Source organism: Metabacillus bambusae, assembly GCF_017497975.1.
Taxonomy (GTDB): Bacteria; Bacillota; Bacilli; order Bacillales; family Bacillaceae; genus Metabacillus; species Metabacillus bambusae.
Genome location: NZ_JAGDEL010000007.1, coordinates 185,184 through 211,138 on the forward strand (window position 1 = coordinate 185,184; position 25,955 = coordinate 211,138).

Sequence of the window (25,955 nt, forward strand, 5' to 3'; positions counted from 1 at the left end):
TATTGTATGGATTGCTTCCCAGCGAATGCGTGTTGTATTAGATGCTAGTAAAGGAATTATTAGACTAGTAAAGGCACGACTAATTCAGGTTTTTCCTCGGAAAGCTTTGTAAATACCTTCACACAATCACCAATTAACGCTTTATCATTGCTTGTAAATCCTTCTATTAGTTCGTTTAGTAGCTCTGGATTTTGGATACATTCCTTTGCTACAATTCGATTTCCCTCTTCTGTTTTTTCTCCAATTTGAGATGATAATTACGAAATGATTAACAACGTTTACATTTCTCGATCAATAAGCATTTTTTCTTCTTATTATAAACCTTCCTTGTCTAAAATACCTACCTTTAGCATATGGTGTACAAACTGTATTTTAGGAGGACAACATGAAACGATTTTTTTCTCATATTGATTCAACTGTTTTAACAATGGCAGGTTTACGCTTTTTGTCTGCCTCAATCGAATTAACAGCAGCTATTTTAATGTTGGTTTTCAATGATGTAAAAAAGGCTGTCACAATCAATTCTCTCTTAGCAATCGTGGGTCCAGTGATTTTTATTGTGACGATGACTATTGGTATTTTCCATATTGCTGATCAATTATCCTACGCGAAATTGCTGTTTATTGGTCTTGGTGTGTTTTTTATTTTATTCGGAATTTATAAGTAGAAAGAAGTTTAAGAAGACCGAAAATCATCAGGACAATTAAGTCATGAATGTGGTCAAGCATGCATACATTGAAAGTAACAATTGGCTAATAGGAGGAAGCGGTGTGAAGGAAATAATTGAGATGCTTCCGGAATCGATAAGTAACCAGATAGGGAAATTACATCCTGCTAGTTTGGCTCGAATTGAGGAAATCCGCATTCGTGTGATGAAACGGGTCGAAGTCATCATAATGGGGAAACCTGTTTTTCTATCATATGTTACGACATATGAAGACTCAATTAATCTACTAAACGAGCTAAGTCACTATTCGATTTATACATTAGAAGAAGAATTAAAGAAGGGCTATATAACAGTTCGTGGAGGGCATCGTGTAGGTCTTTCTGGAAGAGTTATTACTGAAAATGGACGAGTTAAGGCGATTCGTGATGTTACTTCATTTAATATTAGGATTGCTAGAGAAAAGATAGGTATTGCAGAGAATTATATTCCATATTTATATGATGGAAAGTGGTTAAATACGTTAATTATTGGTCCGCCACAAACAGGTAAAACAACGTTACTTAGAGATTTTGCGAGAGTAATAAGCAGTGGTTTTAAGCAGATCGAATCAAAAAAGGTAGGAATTGTTGATGAGCGATCAGAAATTGCAGGTTGTGTGAAGGGTGTTCCACAGCATCAGCTTGGTGAACGAATTGATGTTCTTGATGCTTGTCCAAAAGCGGAAGGCATGATGATGATGATTCGTTCAATGAGTCCTGATGTATTAATTGTGGATGAGATTGGTACGAAGGAAGATGCAGAAGCAGTGATGGAAGCCGTTCATGCAGGTGTACAGTTATTTGTTACCGTACATGGATATCAAGCTAGTGAGCTGACCAATCGCCCTACTTTAAAGATGTTATTACAAGCAAATGTATTTGACCGATATATGGAGTTATCTAGAAAAGATGGGCCTGGAACTGTTCAACAAATTCTTAATCAACATGGCGGGTATTTACAAATGGAAAGAAGTGGGACCAAATGATCAAGTGGATGGGTGCGTTACTCATAATTCTTGCAACAACCTGGGCTGGCTTCGAAGCCGCAAAGCATTTAAGTGAGAGAACAAGGCAGCTTAGACAACTAAAGGTAGCGCTACAATCATTAGAAGCTGAGATTATGTATGGACATACATCGTTAATTGTGGCGGCTCAACATATTGCTAAGCAATTACCGAAACCCTTATCAATGTTTTTCGAGCAATTTGCAAAAAAGCTAGAAAAAGGTCATACGAGTGTTAAGGGTGCTTGGGAGGAAAGTCTTCAAGATGTTTGGCGTTTCACTGCCCTTAAACAAGGTGAATATGAAGTGTTAAAACAGTTTGGCGAAACACTTGGTCAGCATGATCGAATCTCACAGCAAAAACATATAAAGTTAACGCTTTCGCATTTAGAGAGAGAAGAAGCAGATGCAATTGATCGGCAAAATCGCTATGAACGTATGATGAAAAGTCTAGGGGTATTAGCTGGTTTACTTTTAGTTATTTTATTGATGTAGAAGTGGAAGGGAGTCGTCGCAGGTGGGCGTAGATATTAACACGATCTTTCAAATTGCCGGGATAGGAATCGTCGTTGCATTCCTTCACACAATATTAGATCAAATGGGGAAAAAGGAATATGCACAATGGGTAACATTGATCGGCTTTATTTATATTTTATTCATGGTTGCATCAATTGTAGATGATCTATTTAAAAAGATAAAATCGGTCTTTCTTTTCCAAGGGTAAGGGGGGCTTCTCATCGAAATTATTCAAATTGTAGGTCTAGGGCTGATCGCAACTTTTCTTGCCCTAATCGTTAAAGAGCAAAAGCCCACCTTCGCCTTTATGCTTGTTGTATTTGTTGGTTGTGTTATTTTTTTATTTTTAATCGATCAGGTATATGAAATTATTCGAATGGTTGAACGAATTGCGATACATGCGAACGTTAATCTCATATATGTTGAAACGACTTTAAAGATAATTGGAATTGCTTATATTGCAGAGTTTGGTGCGCAAATAACAAAGGATGCTGGACAGGGTGCGATCGCATCAAAGATTGAACTAGGCGGGAAAATTCTAATCTTAACGATGGCAATCCCAATATTAACCGTCATTATTGAAACAGTTCTTGGAATGATTCCAGGTACGTAATAAGTGTGATAAGGAAATAGGGACTTCTTTTAATGGTATCCGATCACTGAATTTTGCTTCATTAATGAATAGTGAGCTTAATCAGTTCGCGCTCTATATTATATTTGGGCATTTAGTAATACAGTTTTACATTATTTTATACGGTGCGGTTTTTTCTCGATTGCATTTTGTATAAAGTTTGGAGGTGTGTAAATGCGAACGTTTCTAGCTCTTCTTCTTATTTCACTCTTTCTAGCAGTCCCAATAAATGTACAAGCCTCTGAGACACCTAAACAGACTGAAGAACCTGATATTCCTAATGCAAATATGATAGTCGATGAGCAGGTAGAAAGGCTCGAGATTAATGACATAAAAAACTATTGGGATGAAGTGATGACAGAATATGGTGGTTTTTTACCTGAAAGCCAGAAAGGTAGCTTGCTGCAATTTTTAAGTGGGGAAAAGGAACTTTCCTTTCAAGAATGGATGAAGGCGTTTCTGAAATTTTTATTTCATGAGCTACTAGCGAATGGGAAATTATTAGGTACGTTAATCTTGTTAACTGTTTTCAGCATGTTGTTGCAATTATTACAAAATGCATTTAATCAAAGCGCGGTAAGTAAGGTTGCCTACGCTCTCGTCTATATGGTGTTAATCATAATCGCTCTAAATAGCTTTCATGTTGCAATTCAATATACGAATAATGCCATTCAATCTATGACTAATTTCATCCTTGCGTTAATTCCTCTCTTATTAGCTTTAATGGCATCTTCAGGTGGACTAGCTTCAGCAGCCTTTTTTCATCCGGTCATTATCTTTTTAATGAATACAAGTGGATTGTTGATCCAAAATATTGTATTACCGTTACTGTTTCTCTCGGCCTTATTGAATATCGTTAGCACATTGACTGATCAATACAAAGTGACACAGCTTGCAGGATTACTTAGAAATATAAGCATTGGTCTGCTTGCATCGTTTTTAACCATATTCCTTGGTGTTATTTCTGTTCAAGGTGCTTCTGCTGCTGTTACAGATGGGATCACAATTCGAACGGCAAAGTTTATTACCGGAAATTTTATCCCTGTTTTAGGGAGAATGTTTACGGATGCGACAGATACGGTCATTAGTGCATCGATTTTATTAAAGAATACAGTTGGAGTGATCGGTGTAGCGATCTTGTTGTTAATTGCTGCATTTCCCGCAATTAAAGTATTATCACTAGCGTTTATTTATAAATTCGCCGCGTCGATTCTACAGCCTCTAGGTGGTGGGCCGGTTATCGCGTGTTTAGATATCATTAGTAAAAGTGTTATCTATATATTTGCAGCATTGGCAATTGTCTCTCTCATGTTTTTTTTAAGCTTAACAGTGATAATTGCCGCTGGTAACCTGACAATTATGATGCGGTAAAGCGAGTCTTATCGGTTTTTATGGGCAGTTATTTCCACCTGAGAGATTCTTTTGTTAATGCAGGGTAAGGGGGGAATCTACTATGTCATTTTTAACAGAATGGATTACTAATATTATCGTATTTATTTTACTAGCTGTGGTCATTGATTTATTATTACCAAATTCATCGATGCAGAAATATGCAAAAATGGTCATTAGCTTACTATTAATTATTGTAATAATCAATCCAATCTTTAAATTATTCAACACAGATATGAATGTAATCCTCTCAGAATTCCAGTCCGTGGCACCATCTGAAGAAAATGAGGTAAAAAATTTAATAGAATTTCAGAAAAAAGAAATACAAGCTTCACAACGTGCATATATTTTAGAACAAATGGCTGTCCAAATGAAAACGATGGCAAAAGAGGAGCTGGTGCAAAACTATGACGTAACGATTGAAACAATCCTTCTTTCCGAATCTGAACAAGTAGATGACATAAACTCTCAGAATGATCTCCAGCATATCCGTGTAGTCTTACAACGAAATGAAGCTGAGGAAGTAGCAGGTCAAGAAGCAGTGGAAGCCGTCCAATCAATAACCATTGACACCACAAATGAACTTCCAGCAGACGATCCAGAAGCAGAGCTAAATTCAGATGAGATTACAGCGTATTTAGCAAATATTTGGGAAGTAGAAGAAGAAAAAATCACACTCGAATTGGAAGGGGGGGAGGAGTCATTAGATGAGCAATAAAGAAAGCTTCATCCAAAAGCTAAAGTCCTTACTTGGCCAGTCAAATTCTAAGAAACCATCAAAATTTCAATATTTTATTCTTGTTTTCGTATTAGGGATAGCATTCATGCTTATTAGCAACCTTTTTACTACTGAAGAAAATAAGAATAACGCTTTACCGACTGCTTCTACAGCTACTGATGAAAGTACTGAAGTGTTCAAGCAAACAAAGGGAGAAAGTACCGGCTCCATCTCTGATTATGAAGCAGAATATGAAAACCAATTAAAAGAAGTACTAGAAACAATATCTGGTGTAGGAAATGTCTCAGTTGTGGTGAATGTTGATTCGACTTCACAAAAGATTGTTGAAAAAAACAGGGTAACTGGGAGTCAGGTTACAACAGAAACTGACCGTGAAGGCGGCAAAAGAGAAGTGGAAGACCAATCAACAGATGAACAAGTTGTCATCATTCAAGAAGGCGAAAAAGAGGTTCCGATTGTCGTACAAGTAAAAAAACCCGAGGTTCGTGGAGTCTTAATTGTCGCTCAAGGTGCTGACAACATTCATATAAAGCAAACAATTATAGACGCAGTAACTCGTGCATTAGGTGTACCTAGTCATCGCGTAGCTGTGGAGTCGAAAAAAATGAAGGAGGATGAATAGATGATGTTGAAAAAACAAACGGTTTGGTTATTAACAATGTTAAGTTTAGTGGTGGTATTGTCCGTCTATTATGTAACATCTCCAGACGGTGGAACTAGCAACATAGTCATGACAGAAGAGAATCAAGCTGTTAGTGAAAATACTGCAGAGGAAAATGAATTGGCGGAGGAAAAACAGCCAGCAGCTGAAGAAGAACAGCCTGAACCTGAAGAAGAAAAACAACCTGCAACAGAAGAAGAAAAACAGCCAGCTGAAGAAGGTAAAGACGGCAAAGACTCTGAAAAAGGAGAGTCCAAGGATGAAACTGGAGCTAATGCTGAAGAAGGAGAAGTACAAACAGAAGAGCTTGAGGATGGAACTGTAATTTCTAGTGTGACTAGCGATGAATTATTTGCAGAATTACGTATGGAATTAGAAGATCAGCGCAGCAAGAGAAAGGATCAGTTAGATACAATCGTTGCAAGTAATGATACAACTCCTGAAGAAAAGAACGAGGCGTATGACGAAATGGAAGCATTAGACGAAGCAGCACATAAGGAAACAGTTCTTGAAACGCTTATTAAATCACAAGGCTATGATGATGCACTTGTTCGTGCCGAAGGAAACAATGTGAAAATTACAGTAAAAGCATCGAAAGAGCATGACGCATCTGCAGCTAACAAAATTATGGTGCTTGTAAGAGATGAAATGGAAAATATGGAGAACGTTGTCGTTACATTTGAGCAATAATTAAGCATTAAATATATGAAAGGTCAATCTGAATGATCGGATTGGCCTTTTTTCATTTTTAAAAAAAATAAAAGATAAAACCATTTTTTATATTGACTAATTAGGTACATGAATGACAAGATGGTAAACTATGATATAGAATGTAAAATACGGCTGGCAGAGCTGAATAAAAAGGAAATTAATCAAAAACACCTGTGGCAATCAGTAGAAACCTGAGGAAATGGGTACAATTGTTGTTGAATTTCTTCAGTGATGTATCGTAAGATAATATTATGGGACTAAGTTTTAGTACTAGACTATAAATTAGTAGATCATGTTTTTACGTAAATGATCATATGATTAAAGGGGTGCCTAAGCATGCTAAAAATACAAGAAATCAGAGAAATTATTAAATTAATCGATCAATCCTCTATTAATGAATTTTCATTTGAGCACGAAGGTTCAAAAATAAAAATGAAAAAGCAATTACCTGAAGTCGAAACGGTAGTACGTACTGTAACCACTTCTCCTACACTTGAGTCCGTACAAGCACAACCAGTACAAGCCCAAGCACCAGTTGTTGAAGCTCCAAAACAGGATACTGTTGAAGCACCTACAGCTGATACATCTCATTTACATAAGATTACGTCTCCAATGGTAGGTACGTTTTACGCTGCTTCTTCACCTGAAGCTGGCAATTACGTAGAAGTTGGATCTAAGGTTACAAAAGAATCAGTTGTTTGTATTGTAGAAGCAATGAAGCTCTTCAATGAAATTGAAGCAGAAGTGAAGGGTGAGATCGTCGAAATACTCGTTCAAAATGGACAGCTTGTCGAGTATGGTCAACCTTTATTCCTTGTTAAGCCTGAGTAAGGAGCCAAAATGATGATAAAGAAATTACTAATCGCCAATCGAGGAGAAATTGCTGTTCGAATTATCCGAGCATGTAAGGAATTAGATATCGAAACAGTTGCTGTTTTTTCTGAAGCAGATCGTGAAGCATTACATGTACAGCTTGCAGATGAAGCGTACTGTATCGGCCCAACTGCTTCGAAAGATAGCTATTTAAATTTTACAAACATTATTAGTGTCGCAAAATTAACTGGAAGCGAAGCAATTCATCCAGGCTATGGTTTCTTAGCAGAAAATGCCGATTTTGCAGAGCTTTGTAAAGAATGCAATATTATCTTTGTCGGACCAAGTGCAGAAGCCATTTCAAAAATGGGCACAAAGGATGTTGCAAGAGAAACAATGCGTAAAGCAGGTGTCCCAATAGTTCCAGGTTCTAAAGGAATTATTGAAAACATCGAAGAAGCAAAAATGCTGGCAAACGATATGGGATATCCTGTTATAATAAAAGCAACTGCTGGTGGTGGTGGAAAAGGTATCCGCGTTGCTGTAGATGAGCAAGCACTAGTAAAAGGGATTGAAATTACCCAACAAGAGGCTGCTACTGCATTTGGTAACCCAGGTGTTTATATTGAGAAATATATTGAGGATTTCCGACATGTAGAAATTCAAGTGTTAGCTGATTCACATGGAAATGTTATTCATCTAGGTGAACGTGACTGTTCCATTCAACGTAGACTGCAAAAGCTTATTGAAGAAACGCCATCACCTGCGCTCGATGAAACAATTCGTGCACAAATGGGTGATGCCGCGGTTAAAGCAGCTGCTGCAGTAGCTTATACAGGTGCAGGAACGGTTGAATTTATTTTTGATCACATTAATAAAAAGTTTTACTTTATGGAAATGAATACACGTATTCAAGTAGAGCATCCGGTCACAGAAATGGTAACCGGAATAGACTTAATTAAAGAGCAAATTAAAGTTGCTTCAGGAGAAAAGTTACCTGTGACTCAAGAAGAGGTTTCATTTAATGGCTGGGCAATTGAATGCCGGATTAATGCCGAAAATCCTGAAAAGAACTTTATGCCATCCCCAGGTAAAATTGAGATGTACTTGCCCCCTGGTGGTCTAGGTGTTAGAGTAGATTCAGCGGTATATCCAGGGTACTCCATTCCACCGTACTATGATTCAATGATAGCTAAGCTTATAACGTACGGTGCGACAAGAGAAGAAGCAATTGCTCGAATGAAGCGTGCATTAAGTGAATTTGTTATAGAAGGAATATCTACAACAATTCCATTCCATTTGCGACTTCTTGAACATGAAAAATTTGTATCAGGTGATTTTAACACGAAATTTTTAGAAATGTATAAGGTCATGGATTCGTAAATTTATTCGGAGGTGCTGACCCTTGAAAGATACTAATAACGTTTTAGAAATGAATCAAGATTACAACGGCTTAGGCAAAGTAGAGATCGCTCCAGAAGTAATAGAAGTCATTGCAGGTATTGCAGCATCAGAAATAGAAGGTGTTGCGTCAATGCGTGGAAACTTTGCAGCAGGTGTAGTTGAGCGACTTGGTAAGAAAAATCACGGTAAGGGTGTAAAAGTTGAACTTACTGAAGAAGGCATTGTTATCGAAGTATATTGTGTCATGATTTTTGGTGTATCCATTCCTACTGTTGCACAGAAAATTCAAGACAACATCCGTCAAGCTTTACTAAACATGACAGCTTTAGAAGTTAATGAAGTAAACATACATGTTGTGGGCATTCAATTCGAATCAAAGACACAAGAAGTTGAAGTTGATCAAGAAATGTAATTTGGTCTTATTTTTGCAAGAGCAAAACCAGAGGGTTGGCCCCTTTGGTTTTCTTTTGTTTTTGAGAGAGTTTATATATTTTCATGCTACTGGTTATATTGTTACTATAGAAATAGGCTTTGTTTAAGCTCACTGTTGATTTTAAGCACTTTCTTGATTGGAGCGGAAAGCGAACGCCTACAGCGGAAATCAACAACCAAGTTTAACAGAGCCTAGAAATAAAATAAACTACGAATGTTTTATAATAATAAAGCCTTTTCATTCGGAAATACATAAAAACAATCAATTTTCGGCATGAATCTGACAGTTGGATATGGTATGATCACTTTATGACATTCGACTTTTAAACATTAAAGGAGCAAGAAAAGAATGAAACGAAGAACAGCAAGAGAAAAGGCACTACAGGCGCTATTTCAAGTGAATGTTAGTAATATAGAACCAAACGAAGCAATTGAGCATGTACTAGACGAAGAGACTGCAGATCAATTTATGAATAGTCTTGTTTTCGGAACAATCGAGCATGAAAAAGAGCTAGACGAGTTAATTACGCCTCACCTAGTTAATTGGACAATTGATCGCTTAGCGAATATCGATAAAACGATCTTACGTATGGCTGCTTATGAACTTAAATATGAAGATGTTCCAGCAAATGTAACATTAGATGAAGCAGTGGAACTCGCAAAAGCGTTTGGGGATGATCATTCCAGTAAATTCGTCAATGGTGTTCTCTCTAAAATCAAAAAAGGCCTGTAAAGAGGTAATGTAAAGTTTGAGGAGGAATTAAGAATGGCTGCAACGATTATTGATGGAAAAGAATTATCAAAAGCAAAAAGAAGTGAATTAGCAAAAGAAGTGGAACAAATTAAAGCAAAAGGTTTATTACCAAAGCTAGTCGTTATTTTAGTTGGGGACAACCCTGCTTCACTTTCCTATATTAGAGGAAAACAAAAAGCATCTGAGGAAATCGGTGTTGGCTTTAAATTAGAAAATTTCCCTGAATCTTTTACAGAAAAAGAATTGCTTGATGTGATTGAGCACTACAATAATAATGATGAATACCATGGGATATTAGTTCAACTGCCACTCCCTGCACATATTAATGAAACGGCTGTTGTTGAAAAAATCTCACCTCTAAAAGATGTAGATGGCTTTCATCCAATTAATATTGGACGTATGATGACAGGTCAAGAAACATTTTTACCTTGTACACCAGCTGGAATTGTTGAAATGATTAAGTCAGTTGGTGTAGAAATGACTGGGAAGAATGTGGTTGTTGTTGGAAGAAGTAATATTGTCGGAAAACCAGTTGGGCAACTTCTTCTAAACGAACATGCAACGGTTACTTACTGTCATTCAAAAACGAAGGATTTATCAGCTTATACGAAAGAGGCAGATATCTTGGTAGCTGCTGTTGGCCGAGCTAATTTTATTAAAGGCGAGGACATTAAACCAGGAGCTGTTGTCATTGATGTAGGTGTTAATAGACTTGAAACGGGAAAATTATGTGGTGATGTTGTTTTTGATGAAGCGAAAGAAGTTGCTAGCTTCATAACACCAGTTCCAGGTGGAGTAGGTCCAATGACTATTACGATGCTAGCTCATAATACAGTTCAATCTGCAAAACAATTTCTAAGTACTAAATAAACCATACCCAAAAGCGGGACGGAGAAAGGTCTTTATTTACTCCGTCCCTATTCCATCATTTTTAAGATATTAGTGTAGTAAAAGGAGGTTGTACTATGAGTGAAATAAAATATGTAACAGTTACAGCCTTAACGAAATACATAAAACGTAAATTTGATGTTGATCCTCATTTAACCGATATTTGGATAAAGGGTGAGATCTCAAATTTCAATTTACATAGTCGTGGTCATATGTATTTTACATTGAAGGATGAAAAGGCAAGAATTCAAGCCGTCATGTTCGCAGGTGCAAATAAATCAATGAAGTTTAAACCAGAAAATGGTATGAAGGTACTTATCCGTGGCGAAATCTCGGTTTATGAACAAAGTGGTGGCTATCAGGTTTATGTGAAGGAAATGCAGCCAGATGGTATCGGAAGTCTATATTTGGCTTACGAGGAATTGAAAAAAACACTGCAAAAAGAAGGACTTTTTGATCCCGTTCACAAAAAGCCAATACCAAAATACCCGGATCAGGTTGGGGTCATAACTTCACCTACAGGTGCTGCAATTCGTGATATTTTAACAACGATTAATCGTCGTTACCCACTTGCAAAGGTTATTTTAATACCTGCTCTTGTACAAGGAGTTCAGGCAGGTGCATCTGTAGCAAAAGCAATAAAAACAGCGAATCAGCTAAATACTTTAGATGTTTTAATTGTTGGTCGAGGTGGAGGTTCAATTGAAGAACTATGGGCGTTTAACGAAGAAATCGTAGCAAGAGAAATTTTTGCATCACAAATACCAATTATCTCTGCTGTAGGACATGAAACAGATTATACAATTGCTGATTTTGTAGCCGATTTAAGAGCTCCTACACCAACTGGTGCTGCCGAACTAGCTGTACCTCATTTTTCCGAATTAATGGATCGCTTATTAGAACGTAAAAATAGGCTTAAAAGAACCATGCGGGAGAAAATAACCTCTAATAAAGACCGGTTAAACCATTATCAAACATCCTATGCCTTTAAATATCCAAAACAGCTTTATTTACAAAAGGAGCAGCAATTAGATTTAATTGTTGAACGCCTTAATAAAGAAGGACAAAGGGCCATCATCCATAAAAGAGACTCCTTCACACAGGTGAAAAATCGACTTGCAAATGTACATCCAAAGGGTCAAATTAAACGATCAATGGAAGCGTATCAATTATTGTTGAAAAAGCTTAATAGAGAAATGGGTTCTGTACTAACATATAAACATTCGCAATTTAATGAAACAATTGCTAAACTAAATGCATTAAGTCCGCTAAGAGTTATGGACAGGGGATATAGCCTTGTTTATCATGAAAAAGAACTTGTTAAAAGTATTAATCAAATTGAGGCAGGACAGATAGTAAAAGTACAACTTAAAGATGGTCAACTAGACTGTAAAGTACAGGGAATAGAGGAGAGATCCGTTAATGAGTAAGGAAGAGCAAAAAGCTAAGGAAGTATCCTTTGAACATGCCATGCAACAGTTAGAGGAAATCGTTGGGAAGCTTGAGGAAGGAGACGTACCTCTTGAAAAGGCGATTGAATACTTTCAAAAGGGTATGGAGCTTTCAAAGCTTTGTCATGATAAGCTACAGCATGTAGAAAAACAAATGGATTTTATTTTACGTGAGGATGGGGAATTAAAGCCATTTGAACTGCAGGAGGAAGAAAAAGCGTGACCATGCAGCTTAACGACTTTTTAGTTTCACGTAAACAAATCATTGAAAAAGCAATGCCTGAGTATATTGAAAAGCTTCAAGCACCAAAAACATTAAAAGACGCAATGCTATATTCATTAGGAGCAGGTGGAAAACGCTTGCGTCCAATTCTTGTTTTAGCATTGCTTCATACATACAAACAAACTGAGAATTTAGGTGTAGCTACAGCTTGTGCAATTGAAATGATTCACACCTATTCACTTATACATGATGACCTTCCATGCATGGATGATGACGACTTAAGACGTGGAAAGCCGACAAACCATAAAGTTTTTGGCGAAGCAATGGCCGTATTAGCAGGTGATGGACTTTTAACACAAAGCTTTTCACTAATTGTAAATGATCCTTATCCCTCACCGGAAAACAAGCTTCGCGTTGTTTCAGAACTAGTAAAAGCTGCAGGCGCAGAAGGGATGGTCGGTGGACAGGTTGCTGATATGGAGGGTGAAGCCAAAAGTTTAACCCTTGAAGAACTTCAGTACATCCATGAAAACAAGACAGCTAAACTCTTAGGATTTAGCATTATTTCAGGTGCAATTTTGGCGGGAGCCCCGGAAGAGGATATCGAAAAACTGCGTCAATATGCTTATCATCTAGGTATTGCATTTCAAATTCGTGACGATATTTTAGATATTGAAGGGAACGAAGACGTTTTAGGGAAGCCAGTTGGATCTGATACTACGAATGAGAAGACGACATATCCCTCCATCCTAACGATGCAAGGTGCAAAAGAAAAACTCAATGATCACATTGACCATGCAAAGTCGGTTTTAAATAGCTTATCTGTTCATTCAAATTTACTTGTTCAAATGTGTGATTTAATAGCTAATAGGGATCATTAATCAAAATGAAAAAAGTTAAGAAGGATTTTACTAAAACCGTTTCCAATTGGTAGCGGTTTTTTGTCCTATTTACTCGTTTTCTCAGAACTTCTCCCAGTTGTGATTGACTTAAAATATTGTAATTAAAGCTATTTTATGGTAAGTTTTTGCTTGCACATATTCGTCCTTTTAATACGGGAATTACTAGATACTAATAATAAATCTTAAATTGTTTTCAAATAAAAGAAGTTTACGTTAAAATATAAAGATAAGACTAAGGTATAAGAACGAATTATATACAAACACGAATATAGAATCAAACTGAACCCGAAAGTGAGTGATCCATTTGGATCTTCTATCCATTAAAGACCCAAGCTTTTTAAAAAAGCTATCGAATAACGACCTTGAAAAACTTAGTGCGGAAATTCGGCAATTTTTAATTGAAAAGCTATCAGAAACTGGAGGACATATTGGTCCAAACTTAGGTGTTGTTGAGCTAACAGTTGCCCTTCACAAAGTTTTTGACAGTCCAAAAGATAAATTTATTTGGGATGTAGGACATCAATCCTATGTTCATAAAATATTAACTGGAAGAGCGAATGAATTTGATACATTACGTCAATACAAAGGCCTTTGCGGTTTTCCGAAACGTAATGAAAGTGAACACGATGTGTGGGAGACAGGTCATAGTTCAACATCATTATCCGCGGCAATGGGTATGGTCATTGCAAGAGATTTAAAGAAAACAAATGAACATGTAATCCCCGTAATAGGTGATGGAGCACTAACTGGTGGTATGGCTCTTGAGGCCCTAAATCATATTGGGCATGAGCAAAAGGATATTATCGTTGTTCTAAATGACAATGAAATGTCGATTGCCCCTAACGTTGGTGCGCTTCATAATGTTCTTGGCCGACTAAGAACAGCCGGAAAGTATCAGTGGGTAAAGGATGAGCTTGAATATTTATTAAAGAAAATTCCTGCTGTAGGCGGCAAACTAGCATCAACAGCTGAGCGAGTGAAGGATAGTTTAAAATACATGCTAGTCTCAGGTGTGTTTTTTGAAGAATTAGGTTTTACTTATTTAGGACCAATTGACGGACATAATTATGAAGATTTATTTGAAAATCTTCAATATGCTAAAAAAACCTCTGGACCAGTTCTTCTTCATGTGATCACTAAGAAAGGAAAAGGGTATAAACCTGCAGAAACAGACACAATTGGTACATGGCATGGCACTGGGCCATACAAAATTGAGACTGGTGATTTCTTAAAACCGAAAGTAGTTGGACCAGCCTGGAGTAAGCTTGTAAGTGATACCGTCCTTAAGCTTGCTCGTGAGGATGAGCGAATTGTCGCTGTGACACCTGCTATGCCAGTTGGATCTAAGTTAGAAGCATTTGCGGAAGAGTTCCCGGACCGTATGTTTGACGTTGGAATTGCTGAACAGCATGCTACCACTATGGCAGCTGGACTCGCTACACAAAATATGAAGCCGTTTTTAGCAATCTATTCAACATTTTTACAACGAGCATATGATCAAGTTGTTCATGATATTTGCCGTCAAAATTTAAATGTATTTATTGGAATTGATAGATCAGGACTTGTTGGTGCGGATGGAGAAACACATCAAGGTGTTTTTGATATTGCGTTTTTACGACATTTGCCAAACATGGTGCTGATGATGGCGAAAGATGAAAATGAAGGCCAACATCTTGTTAATACAGCTCTGAAATATAATGATGGACCTATCGCGCTTCGCTATGCACGTGGTAATGGAATCGGTGTGAAAATGGATGAAGAGCTTAAAGAAATCCCGATTGGCACGTGGGAAGTACTTAGAGAAGGTAGAGATGCTGTCATTCTTACATTCGGCACGACCATTGAAATGGCAATAGAAGCTGCTGAAAACTTAGCGAAACAAGGTAAATCTATTCGAGTTGTTAATGCACGTTTTATCAAACCTTTAGATGAAAACATGCTTCATGAAATTTTCACTGAACATATTCCAGTTTTAACGATTGAGGAAGCTGTTTTACAAGGTGGATTTGGTAGTGCTGTTTTAGAGTTTGCCCAAGAAAATAACTATTACCAAACAAAAATTTCTCGTATAGGAATCCCAGACCGTTTTATTGAACATGGTAGTGTTTCCAAATTGCTTGAAGAGATCGGTATGACGACAGAAAATGTCATTACCCAGCTTAAAGCAATGATACCTGAAAAAGAGAAAAAGGTACTTAGATCATGAGTAATAAAAAGGAAAGACTAGATATATTACTAGTTGAAAACGGTTTGTTTGAAACAAGAGAAAAAGCGAAGCGTGCGATTATGGCAGGAATTGTATATGGCAATGAAGAACGTTTAGACAAGCCGGGAGAAAAGGTTTCCCGTGACCTTGTATTAACGATAAAGGGGAATACTCTTCCTTATGTAAGTCGTGGGGGCTTGAAGCTAGAAAAAGCAATGCGAGATTTTAATCTACATGTACAAGATAAAATCATGATTGATATTGGTTCTTCTACAGGTGGTTTTACAGATTGTGCTCTCCAAAGTGGTGCTAAGCTCTCATATGCAGTAGATGTAGGCTATAATCAATTAGCATGGAAGCTGCGTCAAGATGAGCGTGTAGTCGTTATGGAGCGGACAAACTTTCGCTACTCTACTGCTGCAGATTTTGAAAAAGGGTTACCAGAATTTGCATCGATTGATGTATCCTTTATTTCGTTAAAACTTATTTTACCTGTGTTAAAAACAATTTTAGTTCCACATAGCGATATTGTTGCTTTAGTAAAGCCACAATTTGAAGCAGGAAGAGAGCTAGTTGGTAAAAAAGGAATTATTCGTGATCCGAAAGTTCATGAGCTTGTATTAAATGAAATGGTCAGCTTTGCTCTAAAAGAAGGGTATGATATTTATAACTTATCATACTCACCGATCACAGGGGGAGATGGAAACATCGAGTTCCTTTTACATCTTCGCTTCGAAGGATCCCAAGAGCAAGGGACAAATCATTTTGGAATTCCCGCTAGTGATGTTGTCGAAGAAGCACATGCAAAACTAAAAGAGAATAAGCTCAAAGAAAAGCAGGAAAAATAGCAATTGCTATTATCCTGTTTTTTTCTTGATAGAGAATACCAGTTGCTAACATCTAAGGTTTTTCTAAATTATCTGGATATTCATGCAACTTGTGAATTATTAGTTTTTTATCATTTGAATCAAAAAAGTCCTAATAATCATTGTTTTATGCAGTTTTATCCGAATGATTTTTATTAAAACTGTACATTTTAAGGGTTTTAATATAAGATGAAAGGTATAAACATGCAGAAAATGTATAAAAATGCATCATTGCCAAAAGGGGTGCTTTAATGAATAAAGGACAAAGACATATAAAAATTCGTGAAATAATTTCAAACAATGATATTGAAACACAAGATGAATTAGTTGATTTATTAAAAGGAATGGGATTTAATGTAACACAAGCTACAGTATCTCGTGATATTAAAGAGCTTCATTTAGTAAAAGTTCCGATGATGGATGGACGCTATAAATACAGCTTGCCTGCTGATCAGCGCTTTAATCCATTACAAAAGTTAAAACGTGCATTAATGGATGCTTTTGTTAAAATTGACTCAGCAGGCCATATGCTCGTTATGAAAACTCTTCCAGGAAACGCAAACGCAATTGGTGCACTAATTGATAATCTTGATTGGGATGAGGTTTTAGGTACGATATGTGGAGATGATACGATCTTAATCATCTGTAGAACTGCACAAGATACCGATTCAATATCAGAACGATTTTTGGACATGCTTTAAATTTAGAAAAAACATACGAAATAAGCCAAATTAAACAAGAGGTGTGATTTTGTTTGTTAGCGGAATTATCTATAAAAAACTTTGCCATAATTGAGTCGTTAACCGTTTCTTTTGAAAAAGGACTAACAGTGTTAACAGGAGAAACTGGCGCAGGTAAATCAATTATTATTGACGCTATTCATTTACTAGCTGGGGCTAGAGGATCTTCTGAATTTGTTCGCTACGGAGAGAAACGAGCAGAGCTTGAAGGGCTGTTCCTTTTAGATGATGAAAAACACCCTGTCTATACAAAATGTGAAGATTTTGGCATTGATGTGAGCGACGGGATGATTGTTTTAAGAAGGGATTTATCATCTTCAGGTAAAAGTATATGTCGTATTAACGGAAAGCTTGTTACGATTGCAATTTTAAGGGAAATAGGACAGTATCTAGTTGATATTCATGGACAGCATGACAATCAGGAGCTTATGAATGAAGAAAACCATTTAACACTGCTTGACCAATATGGTGGAAAAAAAGTAAAGCAAGCACTTGGAGAATATGTAGAAATTTATAAAAGCTTCGACTTGCTCCGGAAAAAGATCACCCAACTTTCGGAAAATGAGCAAGAGATGGCACATCGTCTTGACCTTCTTCAATTTCAGTTAGAGGAAATTGAAAGTGCAGATCTACAACCAAAGGAAGATGAACTTCTACAGGAAGAAAAAACTCAGATTTCTAACTATGAAAAAATTTATGAATCATTGCAAAATAGTTACAATTCACTACATGGTGAGCACAAAGGGCTAGATTGGGTCGGACATGCTATGAGTAATCTAGAAGATGTTGGCTTGATAAATACTACCTTGAAGGAGCTCTCTGAAACAATTTCAAATGCATATTATCTACTTGAGGATCTTTCTTATCAAGTTCGGAATGAATTAGAAGCACTTGAGTTTGATCCAGAGCGCTTAAATTTTGTAGAAAGTCGCTTAAATGAAATAAATCATTTAAAACGAAAATATGGGCAATCCGTTGAGGAAATATTAACTTATTCTGCTAAAATTGAAGACGAAATTGATACGATCCAAAATCGTGATAGTCATTTACATAAGCTACAAAAGGAGCTTGATTCTGTCCTTCAAGATCTAACGATTGAAGCAAATAATGTGACCAGCATCCGGAAAAATTTTGCAAAAGTGTTAATTGATGAAATACATCGCGAGTTAAAAGAGCTTTATATGGAAAAAACAACGTTTGATGTAAACTTTGCTAAAAAACGAACATCAACAAATGATCTGAAATATTCTCCTGCAGGTATTGATGAAGTAGAATTCTATTTGTCAACCAATCCTGGTGAACCATTAAAGCCGCTTAGTAAAACCGCGTCTGGTGGGGAGCTCTCAAGAATAATGCTTGCAATGAAAAGCATTTTCTCGCAGCATCAAGGAATTACCTCAATTATTTTTGATGAAGTTGATACAGGTGTAAGTGGACGTGTCGCACAAGCAATCGCCGAAAAAATTTACCGTGTTTCAAACGGTTCTCAGGTTTTATGTATAACTCACTTACCACAGGTTGCGGCAATGGCTGATACTCATTTATATATAGCAAAAGAAACGAATACAGGCCGGACAAAAACAAGTGTTAAGCCGCTTGCTGAAGAAGAAAAAATTAAAGAAATAGGTCGGATGATAGCTGGTGTTGAAGTTACTGAGCTATCAAAGGAACATGCAAAAGAGCTCCTTGCTTTAGCACATTCGTCAAAAGGTTAAACATAAAAAGCTGCCAAATAAGGTAGCTTTTTATTTGTATATGTTAGTCTTGAACCGAAATTATTCAATTATGCTTAAAACTTACAACAAAACCTTCAATTTTCTAGATATTCAAGTTATAAATGTGCGCTCAAAAGGCTAAATTAAAACTGTAGCCATATATAGTTGTGGTGTGTGTTAGGAGCGAGGAGAGTGAAAGTTATTGCAGACAGATAAAATCAGAAAAATAGTTGGTGTAATTCTCCTTGTTTCACTCATGAGTTTAGGATTTGTAAAAGAAGTAAAGGAATACGTGAAACTACCTAATAATATGTCGGTATTTGAATCACAAGATGTGAGCGTGCAAAGTTCATTTCCTGTAAATGCTACTCAAGACGCAGAAGAAGCATTTACAGTTCAGAAAAATAGTGATGGCAAGACACTTGATGTTCATGGAAAAAAAGCGGGTGAAGGAGAAGTTGTTTTTGACCTAGCTGGCTTTCCAGTAAAAAAGATTGGTGTGAACGTCCTTCCTGATTTTAAGGTAATCCCTGGAGGACAATCAATTGGTGTAAAACTGAATACTCTTGGCGTATTGGTGGTTGGACATCATCAAATAAATACACCTGAAGGTAAAAAATCACCAGGAGAAATTGCTGGTGTCCAGGTCGGAGATATCATTACAAACATCAATGGAACGAAAATTGAACAAATGAGTGATGTAACCCCTTTTATCCAAAATGCAGGAAAAACTGGTGAACCTCTTGATTTAGTTTTAACAAGAGAAGAAACAGAAGTAAAAACAAAGCTATATCCACTAAAGGATGAAAATGATCGATCATTTCGAATCGGCTTGTATATTCGTGATTCTGCTGCAGGGATTGGAACGATGACTTTTTATGATCCAAAGTCAAAAAAATATGGTGCATTAGGACATGTTATTTCTGACATGGATACCAAAAAACCAATTGTTGTAGAAGATGGACAAATCGTTCGATCGACAGTCACATCCATTGAAAAAGGGAGTAACGGGAATCCAGGAGAAAAACTTGCACGATTCTCAGGAGACCGTGAAGTAATCGGAAACATTACTCGTAACAGTCCTTTTGGGATTTTTGGAGAGCTTAATCAAGATATTAGCAATGGTGTAAATGATGAAGCATTGCCGATAGCACTTTCGAATGAAGTAAAAGAAGGTCCGGCAAAAATTCTAACCGTTGTTAACAATGATAAAGTTGAGGAGTTTGAAGTAGAGGTTGTTAGCTCGGTACCGCAGAAATTCCCGGCGACAAAAGGAATGGTCATCAAAATTACTGATGAAAAATTATTAGATAAAACGGGTGGGATTGTTCAAGGAATGAGTGGAAGCCCAATTATCCAAAATGGAAAAGTAATCGGTGCAGTAACACATGTTTTTGTTAATGATCCAACAAGTGGGTACGGTGTTCACATTGAATGGATGTTAAATGAAGCTGGAATTGATATTTATTCAAAACAAAAACAGAAAGTAAGCTAATGAAAATGCTGTCAAGAAAATTTTCTTTCTTGGCGGTTTTTTTATTTTCTGCTTTTATTTTCATGAGGAATTATGTAAAATAGAAATGGAAAGATTTTTCGACAAAACTACCTTAGTCTCTAAATGTCAAATGACGTATTTAGTCGAAAAAGGGAGCAAATTGAAGCGAGATTAAGATAATCTCCGATTTTTAAAGTTTTTTTATAAAAATAAAGGATTTACACCCACATTGTCGAAATTGTTAGGTATAATCGTGTATAGATATAAGACATAATGGCAAAACGAGACTGAGGAGGAAGATTTGTGAAAAAAATTAAAGTTTGTATAGTTGATGATAACCGTGAACTTGTAGGTTTATTAGAGGAGTACCTTTCAAGTCAAGATGATATTGAGGTTCTTGGTGTAGCATACAATGGCCAAGAATGTATAGATATGTTAAAAGATAAGGAACCTGATGTTTTAGTCTTAGATATTATTATGCCACATTTAGACGGCTTAGGCGTTTTAGAAAAGTTAAGACAAATGGATCGTCCACAGCCAAATGTCATCATGTTAACAGCCTTTGGACAAGAGGATGTTACGAAAAAGGCAGTGGATCTTGGTGCTGCATACTTTATTTTAAAACCATTCGATATGGAAGGATTAGCGAGTCATATTCGCCAAGTCAGTGGGAACGCTGCACCACTTATTAAACGAGCTAGCTCTTCAATTAGATCATCTAATGAATCTCATGGTAAGGGTAAAAATCTTGATGCAAGCATTACAAGTATAATCCATGAAATTGGCGTACCAGCACATATTAAAGGATATCTATATTTACGTGAAGCAATCTCTATGGTTTACAACGATATCGAATTATTAGGCTCTATTACAAAGGTGTTATATCCAGACATCGCAAAAAAATACAACACAACTGCTTCACGTGTTGAAAGGGCTATTCGTCATGCAATTGAAGTGGCATGGAGCCGTGGAAACATAGAATCGATCTCCTCTTTATTTGGTTATACGGTAAGCATGACAAAAGCAAAACCTACGAATTCTGAATTTATCGCAATGGTCGCTGATAAGCTGCGTTTAGAGCATAAAGCTAGCTAGGAGGGTTAGTGATAAGGAATTTCACCTTATAACTAAGCCGTTAAATTCTTAGGAATTATAATTAAAATTAAATTCAAAACTAATATGCTTTTTCGCAAAGACCAATGGATAAAATTATTCCTTGGTCTTTTTATTTTACATATAAAATCACTATTTAATTTTAATTGGTAGAATGTTACTATAAATAGAGATTTAGAAAGGAAGTCAAAATTGAAAAATATTAAAAAATTAGGACTAATCTTCGTTTTATTTATAGGGATTGTTGTGTTATTTGTTAATTTTGCTTTGCCATCAAAAGAACAAGAAGAGCCAAATGAAAATGAAATCACTGAAAATGAAGTCGAAGCTGTGGCTGAACCAGAACTTGATCAAAATGAGGAAATAGAAGAAAAAGAATATAATCTCAAGCTCAAAGCGTTGGTGAAGAACCAATTTGAGTATTTCGATTCGATTGTTAATGGAAGTTATTTTAGAAATTCTAGAAAAAATGGACCAGATGGAATATATCCAGATGGTTGGGTTTCAAATAAAGTTAAAAATGAAATGCGTCAAAGAGCAAAAGAAATAGATGAACTTTTACCAGAGAATATAAATGATCCAATCTCTCAAGATTTGATTAATGTGTTAGTTAGGATTAATCAAACTTCAAGTCTTTTAGATACTCAAAAAAATGTTTATCAAATTCATAGAACTCTTTACAATTTAAATGTTGACTTAAATGGATATGAACTAGAAGAGGGTAAGTTTGATCCAGAAAATGATTGGACTCAAGTTTTTGGGGAAAAAATTGACCAAAGTGTTAAAACGGAAGAAGAGATAAAAATGAGGAATTTAGAAACAGAAACTGATAAAATGGGTGAATGATTCTGAGCAAGTTATTTTAAGTTATTGGATTTGCTTTAACTAAAATCTTTATAAGTCAGAATGAAATGTTGTTGTATCATTACATAGCAAAGCTCGTTACTAATACTAAAAAAGAAACCACTGATATTAATCATCGGTGGTTTCTCATCGTTTCAATAATTATAGAATGGCTCTTAAAAAGAAAAGGATTTTTGGTTGCAATATTATCATCGCCCATAAAAGTTCATTGACTTAAATGTATTAAGAAGTCCAACGCAAAGACCAACACAAGAAATTGTAATAAATGAGTATATTAACTTGAAGTCATGTAATACAATAATTCCTGCAATTATGATTAATGAATCAATGATGAAAATAACGATTCCAGGATTAATCGCTTTCGATTTTGAGATTAAAAGTGCTAATAAATCGATTCCACCTGGGCTGATATGTGACCTTAGCATGAATCCAACACCGATTCCAATAATTAATCCCCCTAGAATGGCACTTGTTATGATTGGAAGGTGTACCAAGCCGTTGAGTGGTGAAAGCAAATCAATGATAGTTGAGGTAAAGATCAATCCAAGAATCGCATTTATGAAATAAGTTTTATCGTATAGAAGTGATAGAAGATAAATAGGGGTATTGATCATAATCATTATTTGTCCGAGCTTAATTCCCCAAATATACTTGATAAGTAAACTTATTCCAAAAATTCCCCCATTTATAAGATGAATAGGCAGTATGAACATGTTGACCCCTATTCCGATACAAATACTAGAAAAAAGTAAAACAGCAAACTTTTTCATGTAAAGCATTCCCCTTGTCCATATCGTTATCTTAAACTATATGAGGGAAAAGCTAATATATTACGTCATAACATTGGGTTGAATGGTTTTTCTTAGTGGGGCATGAGTGAATATTTATATCATTAATAGAGTTTAGGTGAAATGAAAACCAGTGAAATAATCACTGGTTCTTTTTAAGTATGATAGTACTACAAAGATCAATTTACTTCTTTCAGTACAAATAACTTTGAATCATAATCATGTGGATGCTCTCTGGACCAAAATTCTGAAGCGCGATCTGTGTAATCTTCGCCTAGAACAATACCGAGATTCATTAACTCATCACCGTAATGGGTTGATTTGATTCCTTCAATTGCATATAACTTGTCAGAATCTAAACCTTTTAGCTTTAGGCGATAATATTTATCATTAGGCTTTGCTAGAACCTTATAATAACCAACAAGTGCTTCAGTTTTATCTTTCGAAACGACCATCCAGGAGACTTCATTTGATTCGAATGGACTTAGTAAACGGTGAAAATCCCCGCTGCGAACTAAGCTCCGCTTTTCTTTAAAAAATGCAACCTGTTCCTTTACCTTTGCTTTTTCTTCATCACTTAATTTCGTTATATCTAGTTCATAACCAAATGTCCCAAAATACGCAACATTCGCGCGTGTATCAATTGGAGTCATACGTCCTACTTGATGATTTGGAATTGCAGATATGTGGCTACCAATTGAGCTTAACGGATAGACCATTGATGTTCCGTATTGGATTTTTAAGCGTTCAACCGCATCTGTGTTATCACTAGCCCAGGCTTGAGGCGCATAAAACAATAAGCCGGGATCAAAGCGAGCACCGCCACCAGCACATGATTCGAATAAAATTTCAGGATATTTCGCAATTAATCGTTCATAGAGCTCATAAACACCCAAAATATAACGATGGAACAATTCACCTTGCTGATCAGCATCTAAGCTAGTCGAATACGCTTCTGTAATATATCGATTCATGTCCCATTTAATATAAGAAATCTTAGAATCATTAATAATGTTATCCATCAGGGTGAAGATATGGTCAACCACCTCATGCCTTGAGAAATCTAAAATGAATTGATTTCGTCCATGTGATGAGCGACGTTCTGGTGTTGATATGATCCAATCTGGATGCTCTTCAAATAATTTTGTTCCTTTTGACACCATTTCTGGTTCAAACCAAAGGCCAAACTTCATACCTAAAGCTTCTACTTTTTCAGATAACCCTTTAATTCCATTTGGCAGCTTGTCTTTATTTTCAAACCAATCACCTAATGAACTTGTGTCATCATGCCGTTCACCAAACCAACCGTCATCCAATACAAAAAGCTCAATTCCTAAATTATTTGCAGTTGAGGCAATCTCTAGTATTTTTTCTTCGTTGAAATCGAAGTAAGTTGCTTCCCAGTTATTAATTAAAATAGGGCGAACTTTATCTCGCCAATAACCTCGTACTAAGCGCTCTCTATATAATTCATGATACGTTTGACTCATTCCATTTAAGCCTTGATCTGAATAAACCATTACACACTCTGGTGTCTGGAAGGTTTCGTTAGGGTTTAATTTCCATTTGAATTGAAATGGGTTAATCCCCATTAGTACCCGACTAACACTATAGGTATCTACTTCAACTTGTGCTAAAAAGTTACCGCTATATACTAAGCTAAAGCCATAGACCTCTCCAGTATGCTCAGTTGCATCCAAGCGTTTTAAAGCTAAAAAGGGATTATGTGCATGGCTACTTGCCCCTCTCGTACTGTATACCGATTGAATACCTTTAAATAGTTTTTGAGAATCTACATGTGCTTCACGTGCCCAAGCACCATTTAAATGAACCATTTCGTATTGGTCATCAGGAAGATCAACACTAGCACTCATAGCATTATTAATATAAAAAGCATCGTTTCCTTCATTTAAAAAACGAGTGTTACGGCAAATGACATTTCTATTTTTATAGATTGTGTAGCTCAGAATTACTTTACTTTTTAAAACTTCATCCCATAATGTAATTTCTAACGTAGTTGCTTCATTTTCATCCTCTACATATGTTGCTGGCAATTGTTGAAGCGTAGGCTTTCCGGCAATTATTTCATAGCTACGGTACTGATAATTCGTAATATGACTACCGATTTTATTGGTGATCATGTGGGCAGGTGAGCGATAATCTGTTGTACCATAACTTGGATATTCTTGCTTAATATGTTCAAGTGTTGAAGTATGGTCATTTTCAAACATATTACATGAAGGGCGAATTTCGCGTTCTAGTAAATGTATGAATGAATCACGATGTTTAATCTTTTTGCCATAATAAAGATGTTCTAATTGATTGCTTTTTTCTAAGACTCGAAATATATAGCTTACATTTTCATTAAATAAATGGAATTCCAGTGCTTCCGCGTTTACTTTAATCGTCAATTTTCTTCACCTCAATTAAATTAGTCACGTTAATTACCTATTTGTTCTTGCTAAGTACGAACCTTACTGCAAACCCTTACAATATAAGGTTGCTATAGCAAAGCAATAAATAGTTCCTAATAAATTGTAGCAAGCAAAAGGAAATAAAACAATAGGTTTTTAAGTAATTTTAGGTAATCGATTAATAAATAATTACTTAATTAATCGAAATAAATTTTTGGATTGCTAAAGAAAATATGAATAGGAGAAAATTAATTAAGAAAAAGAGAGAGGCTCTACTAATATGGTACCTATAGAAAGGACACTTATAAAAGAGTGTTTCATCTATAGGTATTTTTTTATATACTTTAATTTCAAGATAATGGGGATTAGGGGACAACATGAGTAAAATAACATTTTCAACTAAAGAGATAAAAGTACTTCAAAAGAATCCGAATATAGAACGTGTTAGCGAGCGATCCATTACTTATACAGATTCCTTTAAAAATAGATTTATGGATGAGTACCAGGCTGGTAAACTCCCTCGACAAATATT

At 36.0% G+C, this 25,955-nt stretch carries 26 protein-coding genes; 24 read left to right on the forward strand and 2 right to left on the reverse strand.

Annotation, left to right across the window (positions count from 1 at the left end; genetic code table 11):
- Nucleotides 1–385: 385 nt before the first annotated feature.
- The 24 genes from I7822_RS12130 to I7822_RS12245 all read left to right on the forward strand — a co-directional run bounded on the left by I7822_RS12130 (nt 386) and on the right by I7822_RS12245 (nt 22,203).
- A complete protein-coding gene (locus I7822_RS12130) occupies nt 386–667 on the forward strand; it encodes a YqhV family protein (protein WP_066335303.1) in 282 nt (93 codons plus the stop codon).
- Between the two features lie 103 nt (nt 668–770).
- The gene (spoIIIAA, locus tag I7822_RS12135) at nt 771–1,691 is read left to right on the forward strand and encodes a stage III sporulation protein AA (RefSeq protein ID WP_207978417.1); all 921 of its coding nucleotides are present in this window, start codon (nt 771–773) and stop codon (nt 1,689–1,691) included.
- On the forward strand, nt 1,688–2,203 hold the full coding sequence (spoIIIAB, locus tag I7822_RS12140) for a stage III sporulation protein SpoIIIAB (RefSeq protein ID WP_207978418.1): 516 nt from the start codon (nt 1,688–1,690) through the stop codon (nt 2,201–2,203). The genes spoIIIAA and spoIIIAB overlap by 4 nt, the downstream gene beginning before the upstream one ends.
- A gap of 22 nt (nt 2,204–2,225) precedes the next feature.
- Nucleotides 2,226–2,432, forward strand: a complete 207-nt coding sequence (spoIIIAC, locus tag I7822_RS12145; RefSeq protein ID WP_026558844.1) for a stage III sporulation protein AC — start codon at nt 2,226–2,228, stop codon at nt 2,430–2,432.
- A 12-nt stretch (nt 2,433–2,444) separates the two neighbouring features.
- Nucleotides 2,445–2,837: a stage III sporulation protein AD gene (gene spoIIIAD, locus I7822_RS12150; RefSeq protein WP_307847733.1), complete on the forward strand. Its 393-nt coding sequence runs from the start codon at nt 2,445–2,447 to the stop codon at nt 2,835–2,837.
- Between the two features lie 192 nt (nt 2,838–3,029).
- Nucleotides 3,030–4,226: a stage III sporulation protein AE gene (gene spoIIIAE / locus I7822_RS12155; RefSeq protein ID WP_207978420.1), complete on the forward strand. Its 1,197-nt coding sequence runs from the start codon at nt 3,030–3,032 to the stop codon at nt 4,224–4,226.
- An 82-nt stretch (nt 4,227–4,308) separates the two neighbouring features.
- The gene (gene spoIIIAF / locus I7822_RS12160; RefSeq protein ID WP_207978422.1) at nt 4,309–4,962 is read left to right on the forward strand and encodes a stage III sporulation protein AF; all 654 of its coding nucleotides are present in this window, start codon (nt 4,309–4,311) and stop codon (nt 4,960–4,962) included.
- On the forward strand, nt 4,952–5,605 hold the full coding sequence (gene spoIIIAG / locus I7822_RS12165; RefSeq protein WP_207978424.1) for a stage III sporulation protein AG: 654 nt from the start codon (nt 4,952–4,954) through the stop codon (nt 5,603–5,605). Before spoIIIAF ends, spoIIIAG begins: the two co-directional genes overlap by 11 nt.
- Entirely contained in the window at nt 5,606–6,334 is a 729-nt protein-coding gene (locus I7822_RS12170) for a SpoIIIAH-like family protein (protein ID WP_443673936.1), read from the forward strand.
- 357 nt (nt 6,335–6,691) lie between these two features.
- Entirely contained in the window at nt 6,692–7,186 is a 495-nt protein-coding gene (accB, locus tag I7822_RS12175) for an acetyl-CoA carboxylase biotin carboxyl carrier protein (RefSeq protein WP_207978426.1), read from the forward strand.
- A gap of 12 nt (nt 7,187–7,198) precedes the next feature.
- Nucleotides 7,199–8,551: an acetyl-CoA carboxylase biotin carboxylase subunit gene (accC, locus tag I7822_RS12180; protein ID WP_207978482.1), complete on the forward strand. Its 1,353-nt coding sequence runs from the start codon at nt 7,199–7,201 to the stop codon at nt 8,549–8,551.
- Nucleotides 8,552–8,600: 49 nt separating this feature from the next.
- Nucleotides 8,601–8,984, forward strand: a complete 384-nt coding sequence (locus I7822_RS12185) for an Asp23/Gls24 family envelope stress response protein (protein ID WP_279381956.1) — start codon at nt 8,601–8,603, stop codon at nt 8,982–8,984.
- Nucleotides 8,985–9,353: 369 nt separating this feature from the next.
- The gene (nusB, locus tag I7822_RS12190; RefSeq protein WP_207978434.1) at nt 9,354–9,737 is read left to right on the forward strand and encodes a transcription antitermination factor NusB; all 384 of its coding nucleotides are present in this window, start codon (nt 9,354–9,356) and stop codon (nt 9,735–9,737) included.
- Nucleotides 9,738–9,770: 33 nt separating this feature from the next.
- Complete coding sequence (folD, locus tag I7822_RS12195; RefSeq protein WP_207978435.1) at nt 9,771–10,628, forward strand: bifunctional methylenetetrahydrofolate dehydrogenase/methenyltetrahydrofolate cyclohydrolase FolD; 858 nt, start codon at nt 9,771–9,773, stop codon at nt 10,626–10,628.
- A gap of 95 nt (nt 10,629–10,723) precedes the next feature.
- Nucleotides 10,724–12,076, forward strand: coding sequence for an exodeoxyribonuclease VII large subunit (xseA, locus tag I7822_RS12200; protein ID WP_207978437.1), 1,353 nt, complete (start codon nt 10,724–10,726; stop codon nt 12,074–12,076).
- On the forward strand, nt 12,069–12,320 hold the full coding sequence (locus I7822_RS12205) for an exodeoxyribonuclease VII small subunit (RefSeq protein ID WP_066335363.1): 252 nt from the start codon (nt 12,069–12,071) through the stop codon (nt 12,318–12,320). Before xseA ends, I7822_RS12205 begins: the two co-directional genes overlap by 8 nt.
- Nucleotides 12,317–13,201, forward strand: a complete 885-nt coding sequence (locus I7822_RS12210) for a polyprenyl synthetase family protein (protein WP_307847732.1) — start codon at nt 12,317–12,319, stop codon at nt 13,199–13,201. Before I7822_RS12205 ends, I7822_RS12210 begins: the two co-directional genes overlap by 4 nt.
- 325 nt (nt 13,202–13,526) lie before the next feature.
- On the forward strand, nt 13,527–15,428 hold the full coding sequence (dxs, locus tag I7822_RS12215; RefSeq protein ID WP_207978438.1) for a 1-deoxy-D-xylulose-5-phosphate synthase: 1,902 nt from the start codon (nt 13,527–13,529) through the stop codon (nt 15,426–15,428).
- Nucleotides 15,425–16,276, forward strand: a complete 852-nt coding sequence (locus I7822_RS12220) for a TlyA family RNA methyltransferase (protein ID WP_207978440.1) — start codon at nt 15,425–15,427, stop codon at nt 16,274–16,276. Before dxs ends, I7822_RS12220 begins: the two co-directional genes overlap by 4 nt.
- Before the next feature lie 269 nt (nt 16,277–16,545).
- Nucleotides 16,546–16,995: a transcriptional regulator AhrC/ArgR gene (ahrC, locus tag I7822_RS12225; RefSeq protein ID WP_207978441.1), complete on the forward strand. Its 450-nt coding sequence runs from the start codon at nt 16,546–16,548 to the stop codon at nt 16,993–16,995.
- A 53-nt stretch (nt 16,996–17,048) separates the two neighbouring features.
- Nucleotides 17,049–18,749, forward strand: a complete 1,701-nt coding sequence (recN, locus tag I7822_RS12230) for a DNA repair protein RecN (protein ID WP_207978443.1) — start codon at nt 17,049–17,051, stop codon at nt 18,747–18,749.
- Between the two features lie 256 nt (nt 18,750–19,005).
- Nucleotides 19,006–20,244, forward strand: a complete 1,239-nt coding sequence (gene spoIVB, locus I7822_RS12235) for a SpoIVB peptidase (RefSeq protein ID WP_243459435.1) — start codon at nt 19,006–19,008, stop codon at nt 20,242–20,244.
- A gap of 303 nt (nt 20,245–20,547) precedes the next feature.
- Nucleotides 20,548–21,339 (forward strand): sporulation transcription factor Spo0A, encoded by a 792-nt coding sequence (spo0A, locus tag I7822_RS12240; RefSeq protein ID WP_066335384.1) that lies wholly within the window; start codon nt 20,548–20,550, stop codon nt 21,337–21,339.
- A 210-nt stretch (nt 21,340–21,549) separates the two neighbouring features.
- Nucleotides 21,550–22,203, forward strand: coding sequence for a hypothetical protein (locus I7822_RS12245; protein WP_207978446.1), 654 nt, complete (start codon nt 21,550–21,552; stop codon nt 22,201–22,203).
- 206 nt (nt 22,204–22,409) lie between these two features.
- Here I7822_RS12245 and I7822_RS12250 read toward each other — a convergent pair whose 3' ends face one another.
- Nucleotides 22,410–22,991, reverse strand: coding sequence for a YitT family protein (locus I7822_RS12250; protein WP_207978447.1), 582 nt, complete (start codon nt 22,989–22,991; stop codon nt 22,410–22,412).
- Between the two features lie 197 nt (nt 22,992–23,188).
- Nucleotides 23,189–25,420 carry an alpha-galactosidase gene (locus I7822_RS12255; RefSeq protein WP_207978449.1) on the reverse strand — a complete coding sequence of 744 codons (2,232 nt, stop codon included), beginning with the start codon at nt 25,418–25,420 and terminating at the stop codon, nt 23,189–23,191.
- Nucleotides 25,421–25,955 lie beyond the last annotated feature (535 nt).